Genomic DNA, 20,316 nt, shown 5'->3' with positions numbered 1-20,316 from the left:
TTACTCGCTGGCCTGGGGAGCCATGTGCGCGATCGAGTCGGGCATCCCCTCGGACTTGGGCGTGGTCTCCACCAGCTCCGCCCAGACGATGAGGCGGTGCGTGTTGTTCAGCTTGGGCGCGCACGTGGTGAGGGTGAGCAGGGACCTGCCCGGCTCCTCGTCGGTGGCGTCGTCGAACGGGTCCGGCTCGATCACCCACACGTCGGTGGGCAGGACCGTCTCGTCGCGGAAGACCTCGTAGGTGTAGAAGTTCTCCCCGTCCTCCAGCACCATGACGTCGCCGTTCCGGAGCAGGTCCAGGTCCCAGAACAGGCCGGGGGTGCGGTGGGCGGCCACGGCGTAGTTGCCCTCGCCGCCGGGGGCGCTGGGGTACTCGGTGTAGTGGCCCGGGCTGTAGCGGATGTCGTCCTGCGTGGTGCCGTTGACCACCACCCAGTCCAGGTCGAGGCTCGGCACGTACAGGCGGCTGTCGGCGCTGCCCGGCAGGGGCTCGGAGTCCGGACCGGCCTGCGCGGCCGCCTGTTCGGCGGACCAGGCCTCCTCCAGCCCCTGGGCCAGGTCCTGCTGTTCGCGGTCGGTCTCCCACTGGGAGCCGTACACCTCGTATCCGGCGTAGAAGAGCATGAGCAGACCGGCGGTCAGCATGATCTCGCCGAAGAACCGGACGATGCCGCGCACGACGTCGCCGGGGGTGGCCCTGGGCTTGGGGCGGCGGCGCCGTCGGCCGCCGGAGGCCCGACGTCCACGCCCCTCCCCGCGTCCGGGCCGGGGGGAACCCTCGTGGAACTGCCGTTCAGTTGTGGACACCAATACGACCTACTCCTGTGGACGCTTCCGTGTGCACCCGTCCCCTATCTGAGGGGGACGACCAGCGGGACTCCGGTACGCGGGTGCGGTAGGACTTCGACCTCGTGCTGGTAGACGGAGCTGAGCAGCGACGCGGTGAACACGTCGGCGGGGGAGCCCTGAGCGGCGACCCGCCCTCGGGAGAGTATCGCCACACGATGGGCGTAGGCTGCCGCAAGCCCCAAATCGTGCAGGACCACGATAACCGCACCGCCGAGCTCCGCGAGTTGGGAAGCCAGATCCAGTACGAGTTCCTGGTGCCGGATGTCCAGGGCTGCGGTCGGCTCGTCCAGCAGGAGCAGCTGGGTGTCCTGGGCCAGGACGCGGGCGAGCATCACCCGCGCGCGTTCGCCCCCCGAGAGGGTGGGGAAGCGCCGTTCGGCCAGGTCGGACACGCCCGTACTCTCCATCGCGGCGGCGGTGAGGACTTCGTCCTCGGCCGCGGCGGCCAGCCCCGCCCAGGGGGCACGGCCCATGGACACGATGTCGGCGACGGGGAACGGGAAGCTGACCGACGCCTCCTGGGGCAGGACCGCGCGGCGCAGCGCCAGTTCGGGGGGCGTCCAGTCGGTGAGCGGGCGGCCGTGGACGCGGACGGTCCCGGCATCGGCCTCCCCCCGGCCGGGCACCCCGGTGACGTCCCCCGACAGGGCGGCGAGCAGTGTGGACTTGCCCGCCCCGTTGGGCCCGACCAGGGCCAGCAGCTCCCCGGCCCGCACGGTGAGGTCGACCCCGTCGAGCAGGGCGCGGCCGCCCCGGCGGACGGTGATGCCCTCGGCCCGGAGGATCTCCTCTCCGTGCGGGACGGGGACGGGGCGAGCGGGCGGCCCGTACAGCGGGGAGGCGGCGGCGACGACCCGCCGCCGCAGTCGGACGAGGGCGCTCACGACCAGCCTCCTTGCCGGGCACGGGTGCGGTACAGCAGGTAGAAGAAGAACGGCCCGCCCAGGGCCGCGGTGACCACGCCCAGGGGGACCTCGGCGGGGGCCGCGACGGTGCGGGCGAGCAGGTCGGCGGCGAGCAGGAGCAGGCCGCCGCCCAGGGCGCTGGCGGGCAGCAGGACCCGGTGCCCGGGCCCGGTGACCATGCGGATGATGTGCGGGACGACCAGGCCCACGAAGGAGACGATCCCGGCGAAGGCGACGGCGGCCGAGGTGAGCAGGGCCATGGCGCAGATCAGGACCAGGCGGGTGCGCTCCACGTCCACGCCCAGGTGGCGGGCGGGCCCCTCCCCGAGGGCGAGCAGGTCCAGGCGGCGCGCGTGGAAGGGGATGGCGGACAGGCCGAGCAGCAGGCACGGGGCGATGGCGACGACCTTGGCCCAGGTGGCGGTGGAGACGCTGCCGAGCTGCCAGAAGGTGATGGTCTGGATCTCGGCGTCCTGGGAGAAGTTGGTCATCAGGCCGATGGCCGCACCCGCGATCGCGTTGACGGCGATCCCGGTGAGCAGCAGGGTGACGACCTCGGTGCGTCCGCGCGAGCGCGCGAACACGTACACGAACAGGGTGGTGGCCAGGCCGAACACGAAGGAGGAGGCGATGATCGTCCAGTGGCCGAGGACGGTCAGGCCGGTGAAGATGACGGCGATCGCGCCGACGGCCGCACCGGAGGAGACGCCGATGACGCCGGGTTCGGCCAGGGGGTTGCCGAAGACGCCCTGCATCATGGCGCCCGCCGCGCCCAGGGCGGCGCCGACCATGACGGCCAGGACGACGCGGGGCAGGCGCACGTCCCACAGGACGGTGTGGCCGATCCGGTCGGGCAGGGTGCCCGCCTCCAGGCCGAGGGCGTGCAGGAGCGAGCCGGCGACCTGGCCGGGCGGGATGGGGTAGGCCCCGGCCCCGGCGGCGACGATCCCGACCACGACGAGGCCGCCGGCGAGCGAGGCGAACAGGAGCACGGCGCGCAGACGGCGCAGGGCGCGCCGGTTCCGCGGGGCGGCCGGTGCGGTCGTGGCGGCGGCTGCTCCGGAAGGGGCCTGCGGGGTGGCCCGGGTGAACGATGCGCCTGACGGTGCTGCGGGAGGAGCGGGTTCGGAGGCACTGGTTCCGCCCGGCCCGGGGGAGGGCGTGCCGTCGTCCGCGGGCCTGCCGGGAGCGGTCACCGTCCCACCTCCCCCGCGCTGACGGCGGCGAGTTCGTCGGCGAGGGCCGCGACGACCTGCGGGGTGCGGGGGCCGAAGTTGAGCAGGACGCCGTCCTCGAAGTCGACGACGGCGCGCGCGGCTCCGGCCGGGGTCTGGGCGACGCCGGGGATCTGGACGAGCCCCTCGATCCCGCCGACCGACTCCAGCCCCTTGGTCATCACCAGGAGCACGTCGGGCTGGGCGGCGATGAGGGCCTCGGTGGTGATGGGGGTGAAGGGTGTGGTCAGGCCCATCTCGACCCCGGCGTCGCGGGCGCCGAGCTCGGCCAGCATGGCGTCGGCGCCCGAGCCGGGTCCGCCCAGGAGGTAGACCCCGGCGGTGCCGCGCAGGTAGAGGAAGGCGACGAGGGGGTCGCCGCTGACCGCGGTGGAGTCGGCGCGGACCTCGGCCATCTGCTCGCGCGTGCGTTCGGCCAGGGCCGTGCCGGCGGCCGGGACGCCGAGGGCCTCGGCCACGCGCTCGAAGCGCGGGTACATCTCGTCGATGGACCAGGCCTCCTCCACGATGACGACGGGGACGCCGGAGTTCTGGATCTGCTCGATGGCCTCGGGCGGTCCGGTCTGGGTGTCGGCGAGGACCACCGTGGGCTCCAGGGACAGCACGCTCTCGGCGGAGACCTCGTGCGCCTCGCTGACCGTGGGCAGGTGGGCGGCCTCCTCGAAGGTGGCGCCGACGTCGCGGCCGACGACGTTGTCGCCCAGGCCCAGGGTGAAGACGATCTCGGCGAGGCTGCCGGTGAGCGGGAGGACTCGGCTGGTGTCGGTGACCTCGACCCGCTCGTACTCCAGGGGGTCGGAGCTGGTGCGGTAGGGGTCCAGGACCACCGAGTCGACGGTCACGGGCAGTCGGGGCTCCGCGGGTTCCTCCAGGATCTGGAGGCGGTTCTCGGCGAGGTCGGGGATACCGGGCGCGTCGCCGGAGGCGGCGGGGTCCCCGTTTGCGGGGGCGCCGCCGGTGCACCCGGCCAGGGCGAGCACGAGCGCGCAGGCGGCGGCGAGGGCGCGGGGAGCTGTGGGGCGGACGCGCGGGGCGGTGGGACGGGAGCGTTCGCGCGGGAGGGGTCGGGGGACGGTGTGGGGCATGGCGGTCGCTTTCGGAGTTCCGTGTGCCGGGGGCACGGGCGCTGTCGCCGGGAGAGCGGGATGCGTCAACGCTTTTTATGACACCTCGTCATCATCTTGACAAGCCCGATGGTTCGGTGTTCAACTGTTCCGGCGCGAACTTCAGGTTAGGTAAGGCTCACTTCGCCAAGGCAAGCATAACCTCACCGAAGTTTCCCTCACGCGGGTGGTGGACCCCGACCGAACCCGCACGAACGCGAAGGCCCCCGATGCAAGCAGCGCTATCCCTCCGCCCGAGGAACGGGCGGCGCCGCGGGCTCGTCCCGCCCCTGGCCGTCACCGCCGCGCTGGTGCTGTCCGCCCCGGCGGCGGCGCTCGCCCAGCCCGTGCCCGGCCCCTCCCCCGACCAGGAACCCGTCCGTCCACGCGTCACCACCGTGGACCGGACCCGGGGCCTGGACCCCGGGGGCGACACCGTCACCGTCTCCGGGATCGGCCACGAGCCCGGTTCCCTGCTGGAGGCCGCCACCTGGGCCGTCCCGGAGGCGGAGGGCGAACCGGTCGCCGACACCGCGAACGCGGTGACCGTCGAGGTCGACGAGCGCGGCACCTTCAGCCTCAGCCTGGACACCGGCACCGGGTTCGCCGCCGACGCCGGCCTGGACGCCTCCGACGCCCCCTTCGAGGTGCGCCTGGTGGAGAGCGGCACCGAGCCGGACGGCGAGGACCCCGCCGGGGGCGCTCCCCCGGTTCCGGGGCCCGACGCGGGCACGGAGTCCCCCCGGGAGGACCGCGCCCCGGCGGAGACGACCGGTGCGACCGACGCCCACCCGGCGGGGGCGGCCGACGGCGCCCGGGACGGGGACGCCTCCCCCGGAGCTGCGGAGGTCCTCGCCGGACCGGGCAGGAGCGCCCCGGTGGCCCTGCCCTCGGCACCGGCCCCCGACGCGGTCGTGGGCAAGGTCCCGGTGGCCTTCTCGGCCCCCGCGCCGCGGACCGGGCCCCGCACCGGCCCGCAGAGCCGGCCGCAGGCCGCCGTGCCCGCCGCACCCGCGGCCCCCGTGCCCCGTGAGCCGGGCGACCCGACCCTGAGCGTCTCCAAGACCAGCGGACTCGACCCCGCGGGCGAGACCGTCACGGTCACCGGCTCCGGGTACGACACTGCCAAGGGGATCTACGTGGCCTTGTGCGACACCAGCGGCGCCGGTCCCGACCAGGCGCCCAGCCCCTGCATCGGCGGCGTGGACATGGAGGGGTCGAGCGGCGCCTCGGTCTGGGTCTCCAGCAACCCGCCGCCCTACGGGGAGGGGCTGGCCGTCCCCTACACGGGCGGCGGCGCCGACGGCGGGTTCAGCGTCGAACTGAGGGTCAGGGCCAGCGACGAGAACACCGACTGCGCCGACCCCGGAACCGAGTGCGCGGTGGTCACGCGCAACGACCACACCCGCTCCAGCGACCGCGGCCAGGACGTGTTCGTCCCCGTCTCCTTCGGCGGCGGCTCCGGGAACGGAGGGGACTCCGGCGGCTCAGGAGACTCCGGGGGCTCCGGGGGCTCCGGGGGCTCGGGAGACAGCGGGTCCGGCGGCGGATCGGGCGGTAGCGGTGACGCCGCGGGCGGCGGGGGCCCGGGCAGCGGTTCCGGCCCCCTGCCCCGCACCGGCGGCGCTCTGTACGGCCTGGTCCTGGCCGCCGCTGTGGCCGTCCTGACCGGCGCGGCGGCACTGGTCGCCACCCGCCGCCGAACCCGGGGAGCCCCCGCGGACACGGACTGAACCCGCGGCCGGTCCTCCGTACGGGGTTCCGGCCCCCAGACCGCCGTGCCCGCCCGTCCCCCGGCGGGCACGGCGGGAACCCGCGGCGCCCGTGCCGAACCCCGTTCGGCACGCCGCCGCGGCGCCCCACCCACCCCCGCACCCCAGGCACACCCCACCGCACCCGCTCCGCAGGGGTCCGCCGCACCACAGGTCCCGGCAGTCGCCGGGAACCCACCCTCACCATCCCCCTCACTGATTGGACCGACGATGACCACCACCCCGACCCGAGGGAGCACGGCACCGGGCGGACTCCGCCGGGCGCTGCGCCTCCTCACCGCCTACGCGGGCGCGGCCGCCCTGGGCGGCACGTTCGCCGTGGCCGCCGCCCCGGCCGCCTCGGCCGATGAGGTGCTCCCCCTCGCCGGGGGCTCCGCCTCCTGGGGCGTGAAGGAGTCCTTCCGCAACTACGTGGGCAGCCCGATCGCGCACGGCGGCTACGAGGCCTCCGACGGGGCGACCCTCCTGGCCGACGGCACCGTCGACTTCCCCACCGCCGGGGGCACGGTCTCCAAGGAGGACGCCTCCGGTGACGTGAGCTTCTCCGGGACGGTCGTCTTCACCGGCCACGACTACGGTCAGGGCCCCGTTCTGGAGGTGCGCGTCTCCGACCCCCGGGTGGTGTTCGAGGGCGACACCGCCACGGTCTTCGCCGAGGTCACCAGCCGCGAGTTCGGCGGGGCCAACCCCAACCTGCCCCCGGGCGACCTGGTCGAGTACGGCGAGGTCGCGGTCACCGAGCTGACCGGCGCCGAGGTGGCCGTGGAGGGCGAGGAGATCACCTTCACCTCCACGGCGGGCGCGCTGCACGCCGACGCGGTGGAGCCGTTCGCGGGCTTCTACGCCGCGGGCGCCCCGATGGACCCGCTCTCCTTCACCGCCGGGATCGACGACGTCACCGACCCGGGCGGCCCCGGTGAGCCGGTGCACGACCCGCGCGTCACGGTGGCCCCGGCCAGCGACCTGGACCCCGCTGGCGACACCGTCACCGTCGAGGGCACGGGCTTCCGCCCCGGCCAGGGCGTCTACGCGGCCCTGACCGCCGCCCCGCAGTCCGCCGACTCCTACCCGGCCCACCACACCGGCGCGGTGTGGCTGCGCGGGGCCGACGCCCCCGGCGAGGACGGTTCCTTCAGCACCGAACTCCAGGTGACCGGCTCCTACGAGGCGGACGGCACCGTCCACGACTGCGCGCGGACGCAGTGCTACGTGGCGGTGTTCAACGACCACACCGACATCGCCAACCGCGACCAGGACGTGTGGACGCCGGTCTCCTTCACCGCCGTGGAGGAGCCCACCGAGGAGCCCACGGACCCGACCGACCCGACCGACGAGCCGACCGACCCCGCCGAGGGGCCGCTCACCGTCCACAACGGCCGCGCGGACTGGGGCGTCAAGGAGTCCTTCCGCGACTACATCACCGGCAACATCGCCCGGGGCGAGATCATCCCGAGCGACGGCGCCGGCCAGAACGAGGACGGGACCTTCGCGTTCACCGACGGCAGCGGTGAGGTGGACCTGTCCGCGTCCACCGCCGACATCGCGTTCGAGGGCACGGTGCTCTTCGAGGGCCACGTCCACGACGGCGCCGACCCGCTGCTGAGCATGACGGTCAGCGACCCGCGCGTGACGATCGACGGCGCGGCGGGCATGCTGTACGCCGACGTGACGAGCAAGCCGCTGAGCGGGGAGGACACGGCGGTCTACGAGGACGTGGCGCTGGCCGAGCTGGACCTGACCGGTGTGGACTACACGCTGGAGGAGGGCGTCCTGAGCTGGGAGCCGATCCCCGCGGCCCTGACCGCCGAGGGCGTGCCCGCGTTCGCGGACTTCTACGCCGCCGGGGAGCAGTTGGACCCGGTCTCGCTGACCGTGAGCGTGGACGAGGAGGTCCAGGTTCCGGGCGGAGGCGGTGACGGAGACGGCGGTCCCACGCCCGGTCCCGGTGACGGGGACGGCGGCGGCACTCCTGGCCTGCCCAACACCGGTGTCGCGCTGGCCGGTCTGCTGACCGCGGCCGCGGTGGCCGTCGGCGCGGGCGGCGCGGCGGTGTACGCGGCCCGCAGGCACGGTTCCGCCCCCGAGGGGGACGAGGAGTCCGCGGCCTAGCCGCCTGACCGGTTCCCGTGCGGGGCGGGGTCCGCGGGGCCCCGCCTCGGGACCGGTCGGCTCCCCGGGCGACACGAGGGCCTTGGCACACACGGTGTGTCAAGGCCTTAGTCGTGCCCGCCGCGCGCGGTGACCGGGCACGGCGGGGTCCGCGCCGGACACGCGGCCGCTTCCCCCGGGGGGCGTCGGCCGTCCGGGCGGGAGGGCTACTTCATCATCTCCTCGTAGACCTTCTTGCACTCGGGGCACACGGGGAACTTCTTGGGGTCGCGGTTGGGCACCCACACCTTGCCGCACAGGGCGATCACGGGGTCGCCGGTCACGGCGCTCGCGGTGATCTTGTCCTTCTGCACGTAGTGGGCGAACCGCTCCCGGTCCCCGCCGTCGTGGGAGATGTCCGGTTTGGTCTCGCTGTCCGGGAGGACCTTGTTGAGGATGTCCATCGCCATCGTGCCTCACACCTTTCGACGTCTGCGTTCCACGGTATAGGGTGCCGCGCCCAGCCCCGGCTGCTCAGTTCATGGTGGGGTCGTCGGGGAAGGTGGACAGGAGCGCCATGTCCCCGCCCTGGCGGCGCAGCACCCGCGACCACAGCCCCTCGGGCGCGGTGGTGAAGACGTCGTCGGCGACCGCGTCGACGACGTACCAGGCCCCCTCCTCGACCTCCCCGGCCAGCTGGCCCGAGCTCCACCCCGCGTAACCTGCGAAGACGCGGAACGCGCCGAGCGCGCCGCCGAGCACCCGGGCGGGGCCGTCGAGGTCGACCACGCCGATCCCGTCCAGGCCCAGCTCCGGGTCCAGGCCCTCCAGCGGGGACCAGCCGGGAGGGGGCTCTCCGGAACCGGCCTCCCCCAGGGCGATGCCGGAGTCAAGGCCCACGGGACCCCCGGAGAACACCACCGCCGGTTCGCTGGCGTAGGCGCCCCAGCCGGTGACGACCTCGTCCACGGCCATACCCAGGGGGCGGTTGAGGATCACCCCGAGGGTGCCGTCGGCGGCGTCGTCCACGACGAACACCACCGAGCGGCGGAAGGAGTCCTCCTGGAGCATGGGGGCGGCCACCAGGAGGCGCCCGGTCATCGGCTGGTCCATGCCCTCCCACCTACCCCGGAACGACGGGCGGACCGCCGGTGTTTCCGGGCCGTTATGCCTGTGCGGCCGCCTGTCCGCGCTGGGCGACCTCGCGCACGGCCGTGGCCACGTGGGTGGACAGGTCGGAGTGGAACACGCTGGGGATGATGTAGTTGGGGCCCAGCTCGTCCTCGGTGACGACGTCGGCCAGGGCCTCCGCCGCGGCGACCATCATGTCCGAGGTGACGTCGTGGCTCTGGGCGTCCAGCAGACCGCGGAAGAAGCCGGGGAAGACCAGCACGTTGTTGATCTGGTTGGGGTAGTCGCTGCGGCCGGTGGCCACGACGGAGGCGTGCAGGTGGGCCACGTCCGGGTCGACCTCGGGGTCGGGGTTGGCCAGCGCGAAGATGATGGCGTCCTCGTTCATCTCGGCGATGTCGTCGCCGTTGAGGAGGTTGGGGGCCGAGACGCCGATGAAGACGTCCGCCCCGGCCACGGCGCCGCGCAGGTCGCCGCTGTAGCCCTCGGGGTTGGTGTGCTCGGCGATCCACCGCAGGTTGGCGTCCAGGTCTTCGCGCCCGGCGTGCACGGCGCCGTGCACGTCGCTGACGATGACGTCGCGCACCCCGGCGTGCATGAGCAGCTTGAGGATGGCGGTTCCGGCCGCGCCCGCGCCGGACATGGCGATGCGGACCTCGCCGAGCTTCTTGCCCACCACGCGCAGGGCGTTGCGCAGGGCGGCGAGCACGACGATGGCGGTGCCGTGCTGGTCGTCGTGGAAGACGGGGATGTCGAGCAGCTCGCGCAGGCGGGCCTCGACCTCGAAGCAGCGAGGGGCGGAGATGTCCTCCAGGTTGATGCCGCCGAACCCGGGGGCCAGCACCTGCACGGTGCGCACGATCTCGTCCACGTCCTGGGTGTCCAGGGCGATGGGCCAGGCGTCGATGTCGGCGAAGCGTTTGAACAGGGCGGCCTTGCCCTCCATGACGGGCATGGCGGCCTCGGGGCCGATGTTGCCCAGGCCCAGGACCGCGGAGCCGTCGGTGACCACGGCGACGCTGTTGCGCTTGATGGTCAGGCGCCGGGCGTCGTCCTTGTTGGCGGCGATGGCCTGGGAGACGCGGGCGACGCCGGGGGTGTAGGCCATGGAGAGCTCGTCGCGGTTGCGCAGCGGCACCTTGGACTTCATCTCGATCTTGCCGCCCAGGTGCATGAGGAAGGTGCGGTCGCTGACCTTGTGCACGACCACGCCCTCGACGGCACCCAGGGCGTCGACGATGGCCTGGGCGTGCTCGGTGTCGCGGGCGGCGCAGGTGACGTCGATACGGATGCGCTCGTGTCCGGCGGCGGCCACGTCCAGCGCGGTGATCATGCCGCCCACCTGCTCGACGGCGTTGGTGAGACTGCCGACCGCACTGCCCCCAGCGTCCAGTTCGAGGCGGACGGTGATGGAGTAGGAAACGCTGGGAAGGGTGGCCACGTGTTGCTCCTTGGCTCTGGCTGGTGTGGTGCGTCCGGGGCGCCCCGCCGGGGCGCTCGCCGGTGCACGGCGCCGCCTGCGCGCGTGCGCGGGATGGGGGGTGCCGTGTGTCCTGTGGGCGCGGTGCTCGCGCACCGTCACTCGGACCCCGGTTCCGGGCGGGGGCTGACCCGTGACCGAGTCGCCTTACCTTACCTGAGTCAAGCCCCAACCGTCAGCACAAGGTGACAATTACCGCGCTGGTAAAAAATCGCATAAATTACGCCAGCGCGCGGGTGTCGCGGCGGGCAATGCGCGGCGGCTCGGCGGCGTCTCAGGTGCCCTCGGGAGGGGCGGCCGCGCGGTCGCGGGCGGCGCGCACGACGAGGTCCACGCAGGCCTCCAGCGAGAGCGACACCGCATCCAGCACCAGGTGGTAGTGGTGGGGGTCGGCGGGGTCGGCTCGGTAGAAGCGCCGCACGTAGGCCGCCCTGGCGCGGTCGTTGTCGTCGAGCAGGCGCGCGTTGGGCGGCTCGTCGGAGTCGGCGCCCGTCCACTCGCCGTGGTCGCCGGACTCCCAGAGCCTGTGCGCCCGGCGCAGGCGTGCGTCGGGGTCGCCGTCCAGGCGCACGTGCAGGGCGCCGGGACGGTCGCGCAGGACCACGGCCCCGGCACGGCCGAGGACGACGCCGCCCTGCCGGGCCACCTCGCCCAGGACCCGTTCGGTCTGCTCCACGAACTCGTGGTCGTAGAGGAGGCGGCCCTCCTCGTCGGTGCTGCCGATGAGGGCGGTGTCCACGCTGCCGAGGGTGACGGTGGGCAGGCGCGCGGCGCTGGAGAGCAGGCGTTCGAGCCTGCCGGGGGCGCGGTCGTCGCGTTGGAGCGCCTCGTCGAGCGAGCAGCCGATACGGGCGGCCACCGCGCTGGGCACGGCCCGGTCGAGGAAGGCCACGCCGAGCCGGGCCGCGACGGCGGGGCCCACCGCGCTGCCTCCCGCGCCGTAGGTGGCCGAGATCGTGACCAGGGGTTCGCCGCGTCTGTCGGGGGTGTCGTCGGTCGCCATGGGGTAAACCTGCCAGTTCCGCGACGGGCCGTGAGCCCGTCTCCTGACCGGGTTGTACCCGCTGTGCGCGGGTTATGTCCCGTGGCCGGCGGGAGAGCCGTGGGGGGGGGGGGGCGCCCGGGGCCCCCCCCCCCGACCACGGTCCCTAGAACAGCGCGGAGGTGAGCTTGCGGCGGGCGGCGTTGACCCGCGGGTCGCCCGGGGGCAGCAGCTCGAACAGGCCGAGCAGGTGGGTGCGCGCCCTGTCGCGGTCCTCGTCGGCGGTGCGCCTGACCGTGTCGACGAGGCGGCCGAAGGCGTCCTCGAACCTGCCGCCGTACATCTCGACGTCGGCCGCGGTGGCCTGGGCGGCGACGTCCTCGGGCCGGTCGGCCGCGGCCTGGAGGGCGGCGCCCGCGTCCACTTCCTGGAGGCGGCCGACCAGCCGGACCTGGGCGAGCTTGGCCCTGGACTCGGTGTCGCCGGGGTCGGCCTCCACGGCCTTGGCGTAGACGGCCGCGGCGGCCTCGAAGTCGCCGCGGTCCAGGGCCTCCTGGGCCTCGACGTCCACGGGACGGCCCTGGGGCTCCTCGGGCTGGGCCGCCTGCGCGCCCTGCGCACCCTCGGCGCCGGGCTCACCGGTGATGGTGCCGGGGTGGCCCGGGGGCAGCGCGCCCTGTTCCTTGAGGGCGGCGAACGCCTCGACCAGCCAGGCGGTGAGCTGCTCCTCGGTGGCCGGGCCCGCCGGTCCGGGCAGGAGCTGGCCCTGGATCACCACGACGATCATCGGGGTGGTGGGCACCCGCAGGGCCTGGACCAGCTGCGGGCTGGCCTCGCTGTCGACCTTGGCCAGGAACCAGGTGCCGCCGGAGGCCGCGGAGATCCTGTCCAGGGCGTCCTCGACCTGCTTGGACTGCTCGGACCAGCCCGCGAGGACGGCCAGCACGACCGGGGTCGACATCGACCGCTCCAGGACCTGGGCCTGGAAGGTGGCCTCGTCGACGTTGACGGCGTAGGGGTTGGATCGACCCGCCGACTCCGCCGCGCGCTGTTTGGCCTCGCGTTCCATGGCCGCCTTGCGCGCGCCGAGGTCCACGGCACTGTTCGGTGAAAAGTCCGAAGGCTGCATGCCTCCATCCTGCCGTATGCGCGGGCAGGACGTGGACCGCCTGTGGACGAGTCCGTGCGGACGCGCGCGGGTTCCGGTTCCCCGCGTCGCGGGGCGTCCGCGGGCGGGGAGGCCGGGGACACCGCCCGGGCGTCCCGGGGAGGCGTGTCAGGGACCACGCTCCGGGCCGCCCCACCCGGATCAGAAGCGCGGGTCCTCGGTGTAGGTCCCGAACTCCTCCCCCATGGTCGCGCAGATCTCGCCGAGCGTGGCCTCGGCGCGGGCCGCGTCCATGATCAGCGGGATGAGGTTGCCCCCGTCCGAGCGCACGCCCGCCAGCAGGGCGGCCAGGGCCCGGTCCACGGCGGCGCCGTCGCGGGCGGCGCGGCGCTCGGCGAGCGCGCGCTTCTGCTCGTGCTCGACCTCGTGGCTGATCCGGAGGATGTCCAGTTCACCGGAGACGGTGTTGGTGTGGCAGTTGACGCCCACGATCCTCTTGTCGCCCTTCTCCAGTGCCTGCTGGTACTGGAAGGCGGACTCGGCGATCTCGGCGCTGAAGTAGCCGTTCTCGATCCCGGCGAGGATGCCGGAGGTCATCGGGCCGATCGCGTGCTCGACGCCCTCGCCCCCGCCCATGCGCAGGACGTGCGCGAAGATCCGCTCCGCCTCCGCCTCCAGTTCGTCGGTGAGCGACTCCAGGTACCAGGAACCGCCGAGCGGGTCGGCGACGTTGACGATCCCGGTCTCCTCCATGAGGACCTGCTGAGTGCGCAGGGCGATCTCGGCGGACTGCTCGGTCGGCAGCGCCAGGGTCTCGTCCAGGGCGTTGGTGTGCAGCGAGTTCGTACCGCCCAGGACCGCCGAGAGCGCCTCCACGGCGGTGCGCACGACGTTGTTGTAGGGCTGCTGGGCGGTCAGGGAGACCCCGGCGGTCTGGGTGTGGAACCGCAGCCACTGCGCCTTCTCGGTCCTGGCGCCGTAGACGTCCCGGAGCCAGCGCGCCCAGATGCGGCGGGCGGCGCGGAACTTGGCGATCTCCTCGAAGAAGTCGATGTGCGCGTCGAAGAAGAAGGACAGCCCCGGCGCGAAGGTGTCGACGTCCAGTCCGCGGGAGAGACCGAGTTCGACGTAGCCGAAGCCGTCGGCGAGGGTGAAGGCGAGCTCCTGGGCGGCCGTGGCCCCGGCCTCGCGGATGTGGTAGCCCGACACCGACAGCGGCTTGTACGCGGGGATTTCGGCCGCGCAGTACTCCATGAGATCGCCGATCAGCCGCAGTTGCGGCTCAGGCGGGTAGAGCCACTCCTTCTGGGCGATGTACTCCTTGAAGATGTCGGTCTGAAGCGTGCCGTTGAGGGTGCGGATGTCCACCCCCTGGCGCTCGGCCGCCACCAGGTACATGCAGAAGGCCGGGACGGCCGGACCGCTGATGGTCATGGAGGTGGTGGTCTCGCCGAGCGGGATCCCGTCGAAGAGCAGGTCCATGTCGGCGACGGAGTCGATGGCCACGCCGCAGTGGCCGACCTCGCCCAGCGCGTGGGGGGAGTCGGAGTCGTGGCCCATGAGGGTGGGCATGTCGAAGGCGACCGAGAGCCCGCCCCCGCCCGAGGCCAGGATCATCTTGTAGCGCTCGTTGGTCTGGCGCGCGTTGCCGAACCCGGCGAACTGGCGGATGGTCCACGCCCGTCCCCGGTAGCCGGTGGCGTGGAGGCCGCGGGTGTAGGGGTACTCCCCCGGCCAGCCGATGCGCTCGAAACCGGGGACCTCGGCGCCGGGACGGGGGCCGTAGACGGGTTCCAGGGTGCGCCCGGACAGGGAGGTGAAGTCGGCGTCGCGCGTGCGCGCCGAGTCGTAGCGGCGCTGCCAGCGCTCGCGTCCGGCCTCGATCTCCTGGGCCCCGCCGCCGCTGGGACCGCTCGTGGTGTTCGCCATACCGAGATAGTAGGACGTCCAACTAATGATGTACAGGGAGGAAGCCCGCGGCGCCGGGGCGCGGCGGGCGGTCAGCGGCCCTCGGCGGCCTCCGCGACGGGCTCGGGGAAGTCGCCGAAGTCCACCCTGAGCCGGGTGAACATCTCGTGCATGCGCCACAGCTCCTCGTCGGAGTAGCAGCCCAGGCCGAAGTCCATGGACAGCAGTGCCCCGGTCGCCTCCTCGGTGACCCGGCGCCCGGCGTCGGTGATCTCGGCCAGCACGCCGCGACCGTCGCTCGGGTTGGGGAGGCGGCGCACGAAGCCCTGCCCCTCCAGCCGGTCGATGGTGTTGGTGACGCTGGTCGGGTGCACCATGAGGCGCTCACCGATCTTGCCCAGGGGCAGCGAGCCGGAACCGCTGAAGGTGAGCAGGACGAGCGCCTCGTAGCGGGCGAAGGTCAGGCCGAACGGTTTGAGGGCGCCGTCCAGCTCCCCGATCAGGATCTGCTGCGCGCGCATGACCGAGGTGACCGCCGCCATGGCGGGCGAGGGCCCCCATCTGCGCGTCCAGTTGTCGTGTGCCCGCTCGATCGGGTCGAACGGGAGATTCAACGGGTTACCCACGGGTTCACTCTAGCCAGCGGGAAGGGCCCGCCCGCCCGACCGGAAGGGGGCCCGTCCCCGCTCCCCGCGCGGCCCGGCCGCCGGACGCCGCGCCGGGCACGGCACGAGCGTCCGCCCCGGCCAACCGAAGTGACGGAACCAGCGCTCCGAGGCGGGCGTGACATGGGGGGTTCACGGGGCCGGGAGGGGGCCCGGAGCAAGAACCACACAGAGCCCATAACAGCGGACAGGAAAGAAGACAAGACTTTTCCGTGGCCACAAAGGGACAGGTTCCGCGCCCGGAACTGGTCCACCCCGCCAACTCGGCAAATCCGCCGGTCTTCCGGCGAAGGGCGCGTGGGGCCCGCCACCGCGCACGCGGGGGCGAGCGGAGAGTCCCCACCGGGTCTTGACGGAGCGCGGAACTATTAGTTAAGTTTCCTAAAAATTTATCCCCCCACGTCAGAGGCTCAAGGTGACGACCTGTCCTCACTTGGCCCGTGGACCACCCCCAGGGAGGCCGCCGAACCCCGCTGACGGACCGCGGCTCTCCCCGCGATCCCCCGCACACGACCGCAGCCCATCCCACACGCTCCGAGAGCAGGGTCCACGCGCTTTGGGAGCAGGGTCATCCGCTCCAGGAGCACGGTCGTCCGTCCCCCCGACCCCCGCCCCCGCCCCCGCCCCCGCCCCCGCACCAGGAGATGCCACGACGTGAGAGCACGACGTTTCAGTACCCGCCTCGCGGCCGCCGCGGCCGCCGTGCTGCTCGCCCCGCTCGCGGCGACCGCGGTCCCGGCCGCGGCCGCCGAGGAGACCGCCCCCGCCGACCTGACGGTCACCTACACGGAGTCGGCCCGGTGGAACACCGGCTACACCGGCCAGATCACCGTCCACAACGCCTCGGACGCCCCCGTCGACGACTGGGCCGTCGAGTTCTCGCTCCCCGACGGCAGCCGCATCCACGAGTTGTGGAACGCCACCCTCGCGGGCACCCCCGGCGGATACACGATCACCCCGCCGCACTGGGGCGCCAGCGTCCCGGCGGGCGGCAGCTACTCGTTCGGCTTCAACGGACTGCACTCCGACGGCGCCACCGACCTTGTGGACTGCCTGGTCAACGGCTCCCCCTGCGCCGGGGACGACGGAAGCGGCCCCTCCCACGACAGCTACAGCGTCGCCTACTACACCCAGTGGAGCGCCGGGGAACGCGGCTACCACGTCCGCGACCTGGTCGACAGCGGCAGCGCGGAGAAGCTCACGCACATCAACTACGCGTTCGGCAACGTCACCGCCGAGGGCGTGTGCGCCACGGACGAGGGGGCCAGCCAGGAGGGCGCCGTCGCCGACTACGCGCACCCCGTGCCCGCCGCGGAGAGCGTCGACGGAACCGCCGACGACCCCGGCCAGGAGCTGCGCGGCAACTTCAACCAGCTGCGCGAGCTCAAGGAGATGTACCCCGACCTCAAGGTCAACATCTCCCTCGGCGGCTGGGAGTGGTCCCGGTACTTCTCCGACGCGGCCCTGACCGAGGAGTCCCGCGAAAGGCTGGTCAGCTCCTGCGTCGACCTGTACCTGCGGGGCGACCTGCCCGAGGTCGACGGCGCGGGCGGCGAGGGCGCCGCCTACGGGGTCTTCGACGGCATCGACCTGGACTGGGAGTGGCCCGGCTCCGACGGCCACCCGCACAACACCGTCCGGCCCGAGGACAAGGAGAACTTCACCGCCCTGGTGCAGGAGTTCCGCGACCAGCTGGACGCGCTCGGCGAGGAGACCGACCGCCACTACGAGCTGACCGCGTTCATGCCCGCGGGAGGCTGGCGCCTGGACGCCGGGTACGAGCTGGACGAGCTCATGACCGACTTCGACTTCGTCACGGTGCAGGGCTACGACTACCACGGCACCTGGGAGAGCACGACCAACCACCAGTCCAACCTGGTCGTGGACACCCGCGACCCCCAGCCGGTGATCTCCACCGAACTCATCGTCCAGGCCTACCTGGACCGGGGCGTGGACCCCGGCAAGCTCGTCCTGGGCGTGCCGTTCTACGGACAGGGGTGGACGGGCGTGGAGCCCGGCCCCGACGGCGACGGCCTCTTCCAGACCGCGACGGGCCCCGCGCAGGGGACGTACGCGGCGGGCACCGAGGACTGGAAGGTCCTTGAGGAGAAGGTCGCGTCCGGCGAGTTCGAGCTCTTCCGCAACGACGAGGCCGGTACCGCCTGGATCTACGACGGCAGCACTCTCTGGAACTACGACGACGAGACCGCCATGACGCAGAAGACCGACTGGGCCCAGGACAACGGCCTCGGCGGGGTCATGGTCTGGTCCATCGACGGCGACGACGCCGAGGGCAGCCTCATGGCCGCCATCGACACGGCGCTGAGCGACTAGGAACCGTCCGCCCCGCCGCGACCGCGCGCCCTCCGGGGGCGCGGTCGCGGCGGGGACGGGCTCCGTGCGCGGCCCGGACAGCCGGAACGCGCCCCGCGAACGCAGCCGACAGACTTCCGGTCCGGCGATCCCGGACCGGGACCGAGCGGCGTCGGTGCTCTGATCCGGGGAGCACCGCCGCCACGGCCGGTGCGGACCGATGTGCGACGGTCCGCACCGGCCACCACACCGCCCTCCCCCTTCCTCCCCCAGGTCGGAGGCCCGCCATGCCCCTGCCGCGCACACGCCACCTCTCACGCGCACCGCCGAGACCGCCACCGGTCAGCTCGCGACACCGCACTCCCTGGGCGCACACCCCGCAGCCCTCCGCCCCGGCGGCGGAAGGCCAACCCCCACACCGCTCACGCACCAGGAGCAACCGTGAGAGCACGACTTCGCCAACGAATCGCGGCACTGGCCGCCGCGGTCGTCCTACCCCTCGCACTGGCACCCGTCCCGGCCGCGTCGGCCGACACCGCGGGCGTCACCGTCACCTACGTGGAGACCAGCCGCTGGGAGACCGGCTACGGCGGGCAGCTGACCATCGCCAACGGCTCGGGGTCGGCGCTGACCGACTGGAGCGTCGGCTTCCGGCTCCCCCCGGGCACCGCGATCACCAGCCTGTGGAACGCCGCCCTCAGCCGCTCCGGTGACGCCTACACCATCACCCCGCCCTCGTGGGGCGCCTCCGTCCCGGCGGGCGGCAGCTACTCCATCGGGTTCAACGGCACCCACGGCGGCGGCGACACCGCTCCCGTGGACTGCACGGTCAACGGCGGCAGCTGCTCGGGCGGGCCCGGCGGGGAGGACACCGAGCCGCCGACCGCGCCGACCGGCCTGGCCGTCACCGGCACCACCTCGACCACCGTGGCCCTGGAGTGGGGCGCGGCGGGCGACAACGCGGGGGTCGCGGGCTACGAGGTCCTCTCCGGCGGCGAGGTCGTCCGCGCGATCACCGGCACCACCGCCACCGTCACCGGGCTGGCGCCCCAGACCGAGCACACGTTCACCGTGCGCGCCTACGACACCTCCAACAACAGGGGTCCCGAGAGCGGCGCCGTCACCGCCACCACCGACGCGGACGGCGGCGGCCCCACCGAACCGCCCCAGGAACGCCGGGTCGCCTACTTCACCCAGTGGGGCATCTACGGCCGCGACTACCTGGTGAACGACCTGGTCACCTCGGGCACCGCCGAGAAGCTCACCCACATCAACTACGCCTTCGGCAACATCAACGCGAACGGCGAGTGCTTCATGGCCAACCAGCTCGGCCAGGGCGACGCCTGGGCCGACTACGGCCGCTCCTTCGGTGCCGCCGACAGCGTCGACGGGGTCGGCGACACCTGGGACCAGGACCTGCGCGGCAACTTCAACCAGCTGCGCGAGCTCAAGGAGATGTACCCCGGCCTCAAGGTCAACATCTCCCTGGGTGGCTGGACCTGGTCCGAGCACTTCTCCGACGCGGCGCTGACCGCCGAGTCCCGCGAGCGCATGGTCTCCTCGTGCATCGACCAGTTCCTGCGCGGCAACCTGCCCGTGTTCGACGGCGCGGGCGGCCCCGGCTCCGCCTACGGGGTCTTCGACGGCATCGACCTGGACTGGGAGTGGCCGGGATCGGCGGGTCACCCGCACAACACCATCCGCCCCGAGGACAAGGAGAACTTCACCGCCCTGGTGCAGGAGTTCCGCGACCAGTTGGACGCCCTGGAGGCCGAGACGAGCCGCCAGTACGAGCTGACCGCGTTCCTGCCCGCCGACCCGGAGAAGATCGAGCTCGGTTTCGAGATGCCGCAGCTCATGACCGACTTCGACTTCATCACGGTGCAGGGCTACGACTACCACGGCGGCTGGGAGACCACCGCCAACCACCAGTCCAACCTGCTCCTGGACCCGGCCGACCCCGGCCCGGACCTGTACTCCACCGAGACCACGGTCCAGGCCTACCTCGACCGCGGCGTCGCCCCCGCCGACATGGTGCTCGGCGTGCCGTTCTACGGCCGCGGCTGGACCGGCGTGGAGCCCGGCCCGAACGGCGACGGTCTCTTCCAGAGCGCTACCGGACCCGCCCCCGGTAGCTACGAGGCGGGGATCGACGACTGGAAGGTCCTGAAGAACCTGGTGGGCACCGGCGGCTACGAGCTGTACCGCGACGACGCGCTGGGCACCGCCTGGCTGTACAACGGCGACACCTTCTGGACCTACGACGACGAGATCTCCATGACCCAGAAGACCGACTGGGCGCAGGCCCAAGGCCTGGGCGGCGTCATGATCTGGTCCGTTGACGGCGACGACGCCAACGGCAGCCTCATGAACGCCATCGACACGGCGCTGGCCGGGTAGTCCGGTCTCCGGTCCGGCGTGCGCCGGGCCGGGGACAGGCCGGGCCGGGGACAGGCCGGGCCGGGGACAGGCCGGGCTGGTGGCAGGCCGGACCGAAGGTGGGTCTGGCTGGAAGTAGGCCCGGTTCGAAATTGGCCTGGTTGGAAGTGGGGCTGGCTGGAAGTAGGCCCGGCTGGAAATGGGCCTGTCCGGGAGTAGACCGGTGTGGACCGTCGTGGTCCGCACCGGCCGCTTCTGCGTCGGGTTCTCCCAGGGCCCTTGCTCCGGACGAACACCAGGAGGAAGGGGCTGGCGATGGAGAGCGCGCACAAGCTGCTGCGAAGTGGTGCGGGAGGGCGGTCAACGGTCGGGGTTCGGGGATGGCCGCTCGCTCCGGC

15 protein-coding genes are annotated in these 20,316 nt (G+C 73.1%); 4 read left to right on the top strand and 11 right to left on the bottom strand.

Annotation, left to right across the window (positions count from 1 at the left end; genetic code table 11):
• From PV789_RS05805 to PV789_RS05790, 4 genes are read right to left on the bottom strand one after another with little or no spacing between them, the layout of a single operon-like run.
• Entirely contained in the window at positions 1-810 is an 810-nt protein-coding gene (locus tag PV789_RS05805; protein ID WP_274976468.1) for a class E sortase, read from the bottom strand.
• Between the two features lie 41 nt (positions 811-851).
• Positions 852-1,733 (bottom strand): heme ABC transporter ATP-binding protein, encoded by an 882-nt coding sequence (locus tag PV789_RS05800; RefSeq protein ID WP_274976467.1) that lies wholly within the window; start codon positions 1,731-1,733, stop codon positions 852-854.
• On the bottom strand, positions 1,730-2,950 hold the full coding sequence (locus PV789_RS05795) for a FecCD family ABC transporter permease (protein ID WP_274976466.1): 1,221 nt from the start codon (positions 2,948-2,950) through the stop codon (positions 1,730-1,732). The genes PV789_RS05800 and PV789_RS05795 overlap by 4 nt, the downstream gene beginning before the upstream one ends.
• Positions 2,947-4,074 (bottom strand): heme/hemin ABC transporter substrate-binding protein, encoded by a 1,128-nt coding sequence (locus PV789_RS05790; RefSeq protein WP_274976465.1) that lies wholly within the window; start codon positions 4,072-4,074, stop codon positions 2,947-2,949. Before PV789_RS05790 ends, PV789_RS05795 begins: the two co-directional genes overlap by 4 nt.
• 248 nt (positions 4,075-4,322) lie before the next feature.
• Between PV789_RS05790 and PV789_RS05785 the strand changes: the two genes are divergently transcribed.
• Together PV789_RS05785 and PV789_RS05780 are read left to right on the top strand one after the other, a co-directional pair.
• Positions 4,323-5,825 (top strand): cell wall protein, encoded by a 1,503-nt coding sequence (locus PV789_RS05785; RefSeq protein WP_274976464.1) that lies wholly within the window; start codon positions 4,323-4,325, stop codon positions 5,823-5,825.
• Between the two features lie 249 nt (positions 5,826-6,074).
• Positions 6,075-7,973: an HtaA domain-containing protein gene (locus PV789_RS05780; protein ID WP_274976463.1), complete on the top strand. Its 1,899-nt coding sequence runs from the start codon at positions 6,075-6,077 to the stop codon at positions 7,971-7,973.
• A gap of 206 nt (positions 7,974-8,179) precedes the next feature.
• Here PV789_RS05780 and PV789_RS05775 read toward each other — a convergent pair whose 3' ends face one another.
• From PV789_RS05775 to PV789_RS05745, 7 genes are all read right to left on the bottom strand, one after another.
• Entirely contained in the window at positions 8,180-8,422 is a 243-nt protein-coding gene (locus tag PV789_RS05775; protein ID WP_019611444.1) for a DUF3039 domain-containing protein, read from the bottom strand.
• Positions 8,423-8,486: 64 nt separating this feature from the next.
• Positions 8,487-9,065, bottom strand: a complete 579-nt coding sequence (locus PV789_RS05770; RefSeq protein WP_274976462.1) for a YqgE/AlgH family protein — start codon at positions 9,063-9,065, stop codon at positions 8,487-8,489.
• A 52-nt stretch (positions 9,066-9,117) separates the two neighbouring features.
• Positions 9,118-10,524, bottom strand: a complete 1,407-nt coding sequence (locus PV789_RS05765) for an NAD-dependent malic enzyme (protein ID WP_274976461.1) — start codon at positions 10,522-10,524, stop codon at positions 9,118-9,120.
• Positions 10,525-10,837: 313 nt separating this feature from the next.
• Positions 10,838-11,566 (bottom strand): cytidylate kinase-like family protein, encoded by a 729-nt coding sequence (locus PV789_RS05760; protein WP_274976460.1) that lies wholly within the window; start codon positions 11,564-11,566, stop codon positions 10,838-10,840.
• Between the two features lie 145 nt (positions 11,567-11,711).
• Positions 11,712-12,674, bottom strand: coding sequence for a tetratricopeptide repeat protein (locus PV789_RS05755; RefSeq protein ID WP_274976459.1), 963 nt, complete (start codon positions 12,672-12,674; stop codon positions 11,712-11,714).
• A 180-nt stretch (positions 12,675-12,854) separates the two neighbouring features.
• Complete coding sequence (gene icmA, locus PV789_RS05750; protein WP_274976458.1) at positions 12,855-14,582, bottom strand: coenzyme B12-dependent isobutyryl-CoA mutase large subunit; 1,728 nt, start codon at positions 14,580-14,582, stop codon at positions 12,855-12,857.
• A gap of 71 nt (positions 14,583-14,653) precedes the next feature.
• Complete coding sequence (locus tag PV789_RS05745) at positions 14,654-15,175, bottom strand: MarR family winged helix-turn-helix transcriptional regulator (RefSeq protein WP_026115238.1); 522 nt, start codon at positions 15,173-15,175, stop codon at positions 14,654-14,656.
• 705 nt (positions 15,176-15,880) lie between these two features.
• Here PV789_RS05745 and PV789_RS05740 point away from each other — a divergent pair.
• Entirely contained in the window at positions 15,881-17,560 is a 1,680-nt protein-coding gene (locus tag PV789_RS05740) for a glycosyl hydrolase family 18 protein (RefSeq protein WP_274976457.1), read from the top strand.
• A gap of 420 nt (positions 17,561-17,980) precedes the next feature.
• A complete protein-coding gene (locus PV789_RS05735) occupies positions 17,981-19,939 on the top strand; it encodes a glycoside hydrolase family 18 chitinase (protein WP_274976456.1) in 1,959 nt (652 codons plus the stop codon).
• The last annotated feature ends 377 nt before the right edge of the window (positions 19,940-20,316 follow it).

The organism is Nocardiopsis camelliae (assembly GCF_028993595.1).
Taxonomy (GTDB): Bacteria; Actinomycetota; Actinomycetes; order Streptosporangiales; family Streptosporangiaceae; genus Nocardiopsis; species Nocardiopsis dassonvillei.
Note: the sequence above shows the minus strand (reverse complement) of the source record. Positions and strands in the feature narration are given on the sequence as shown.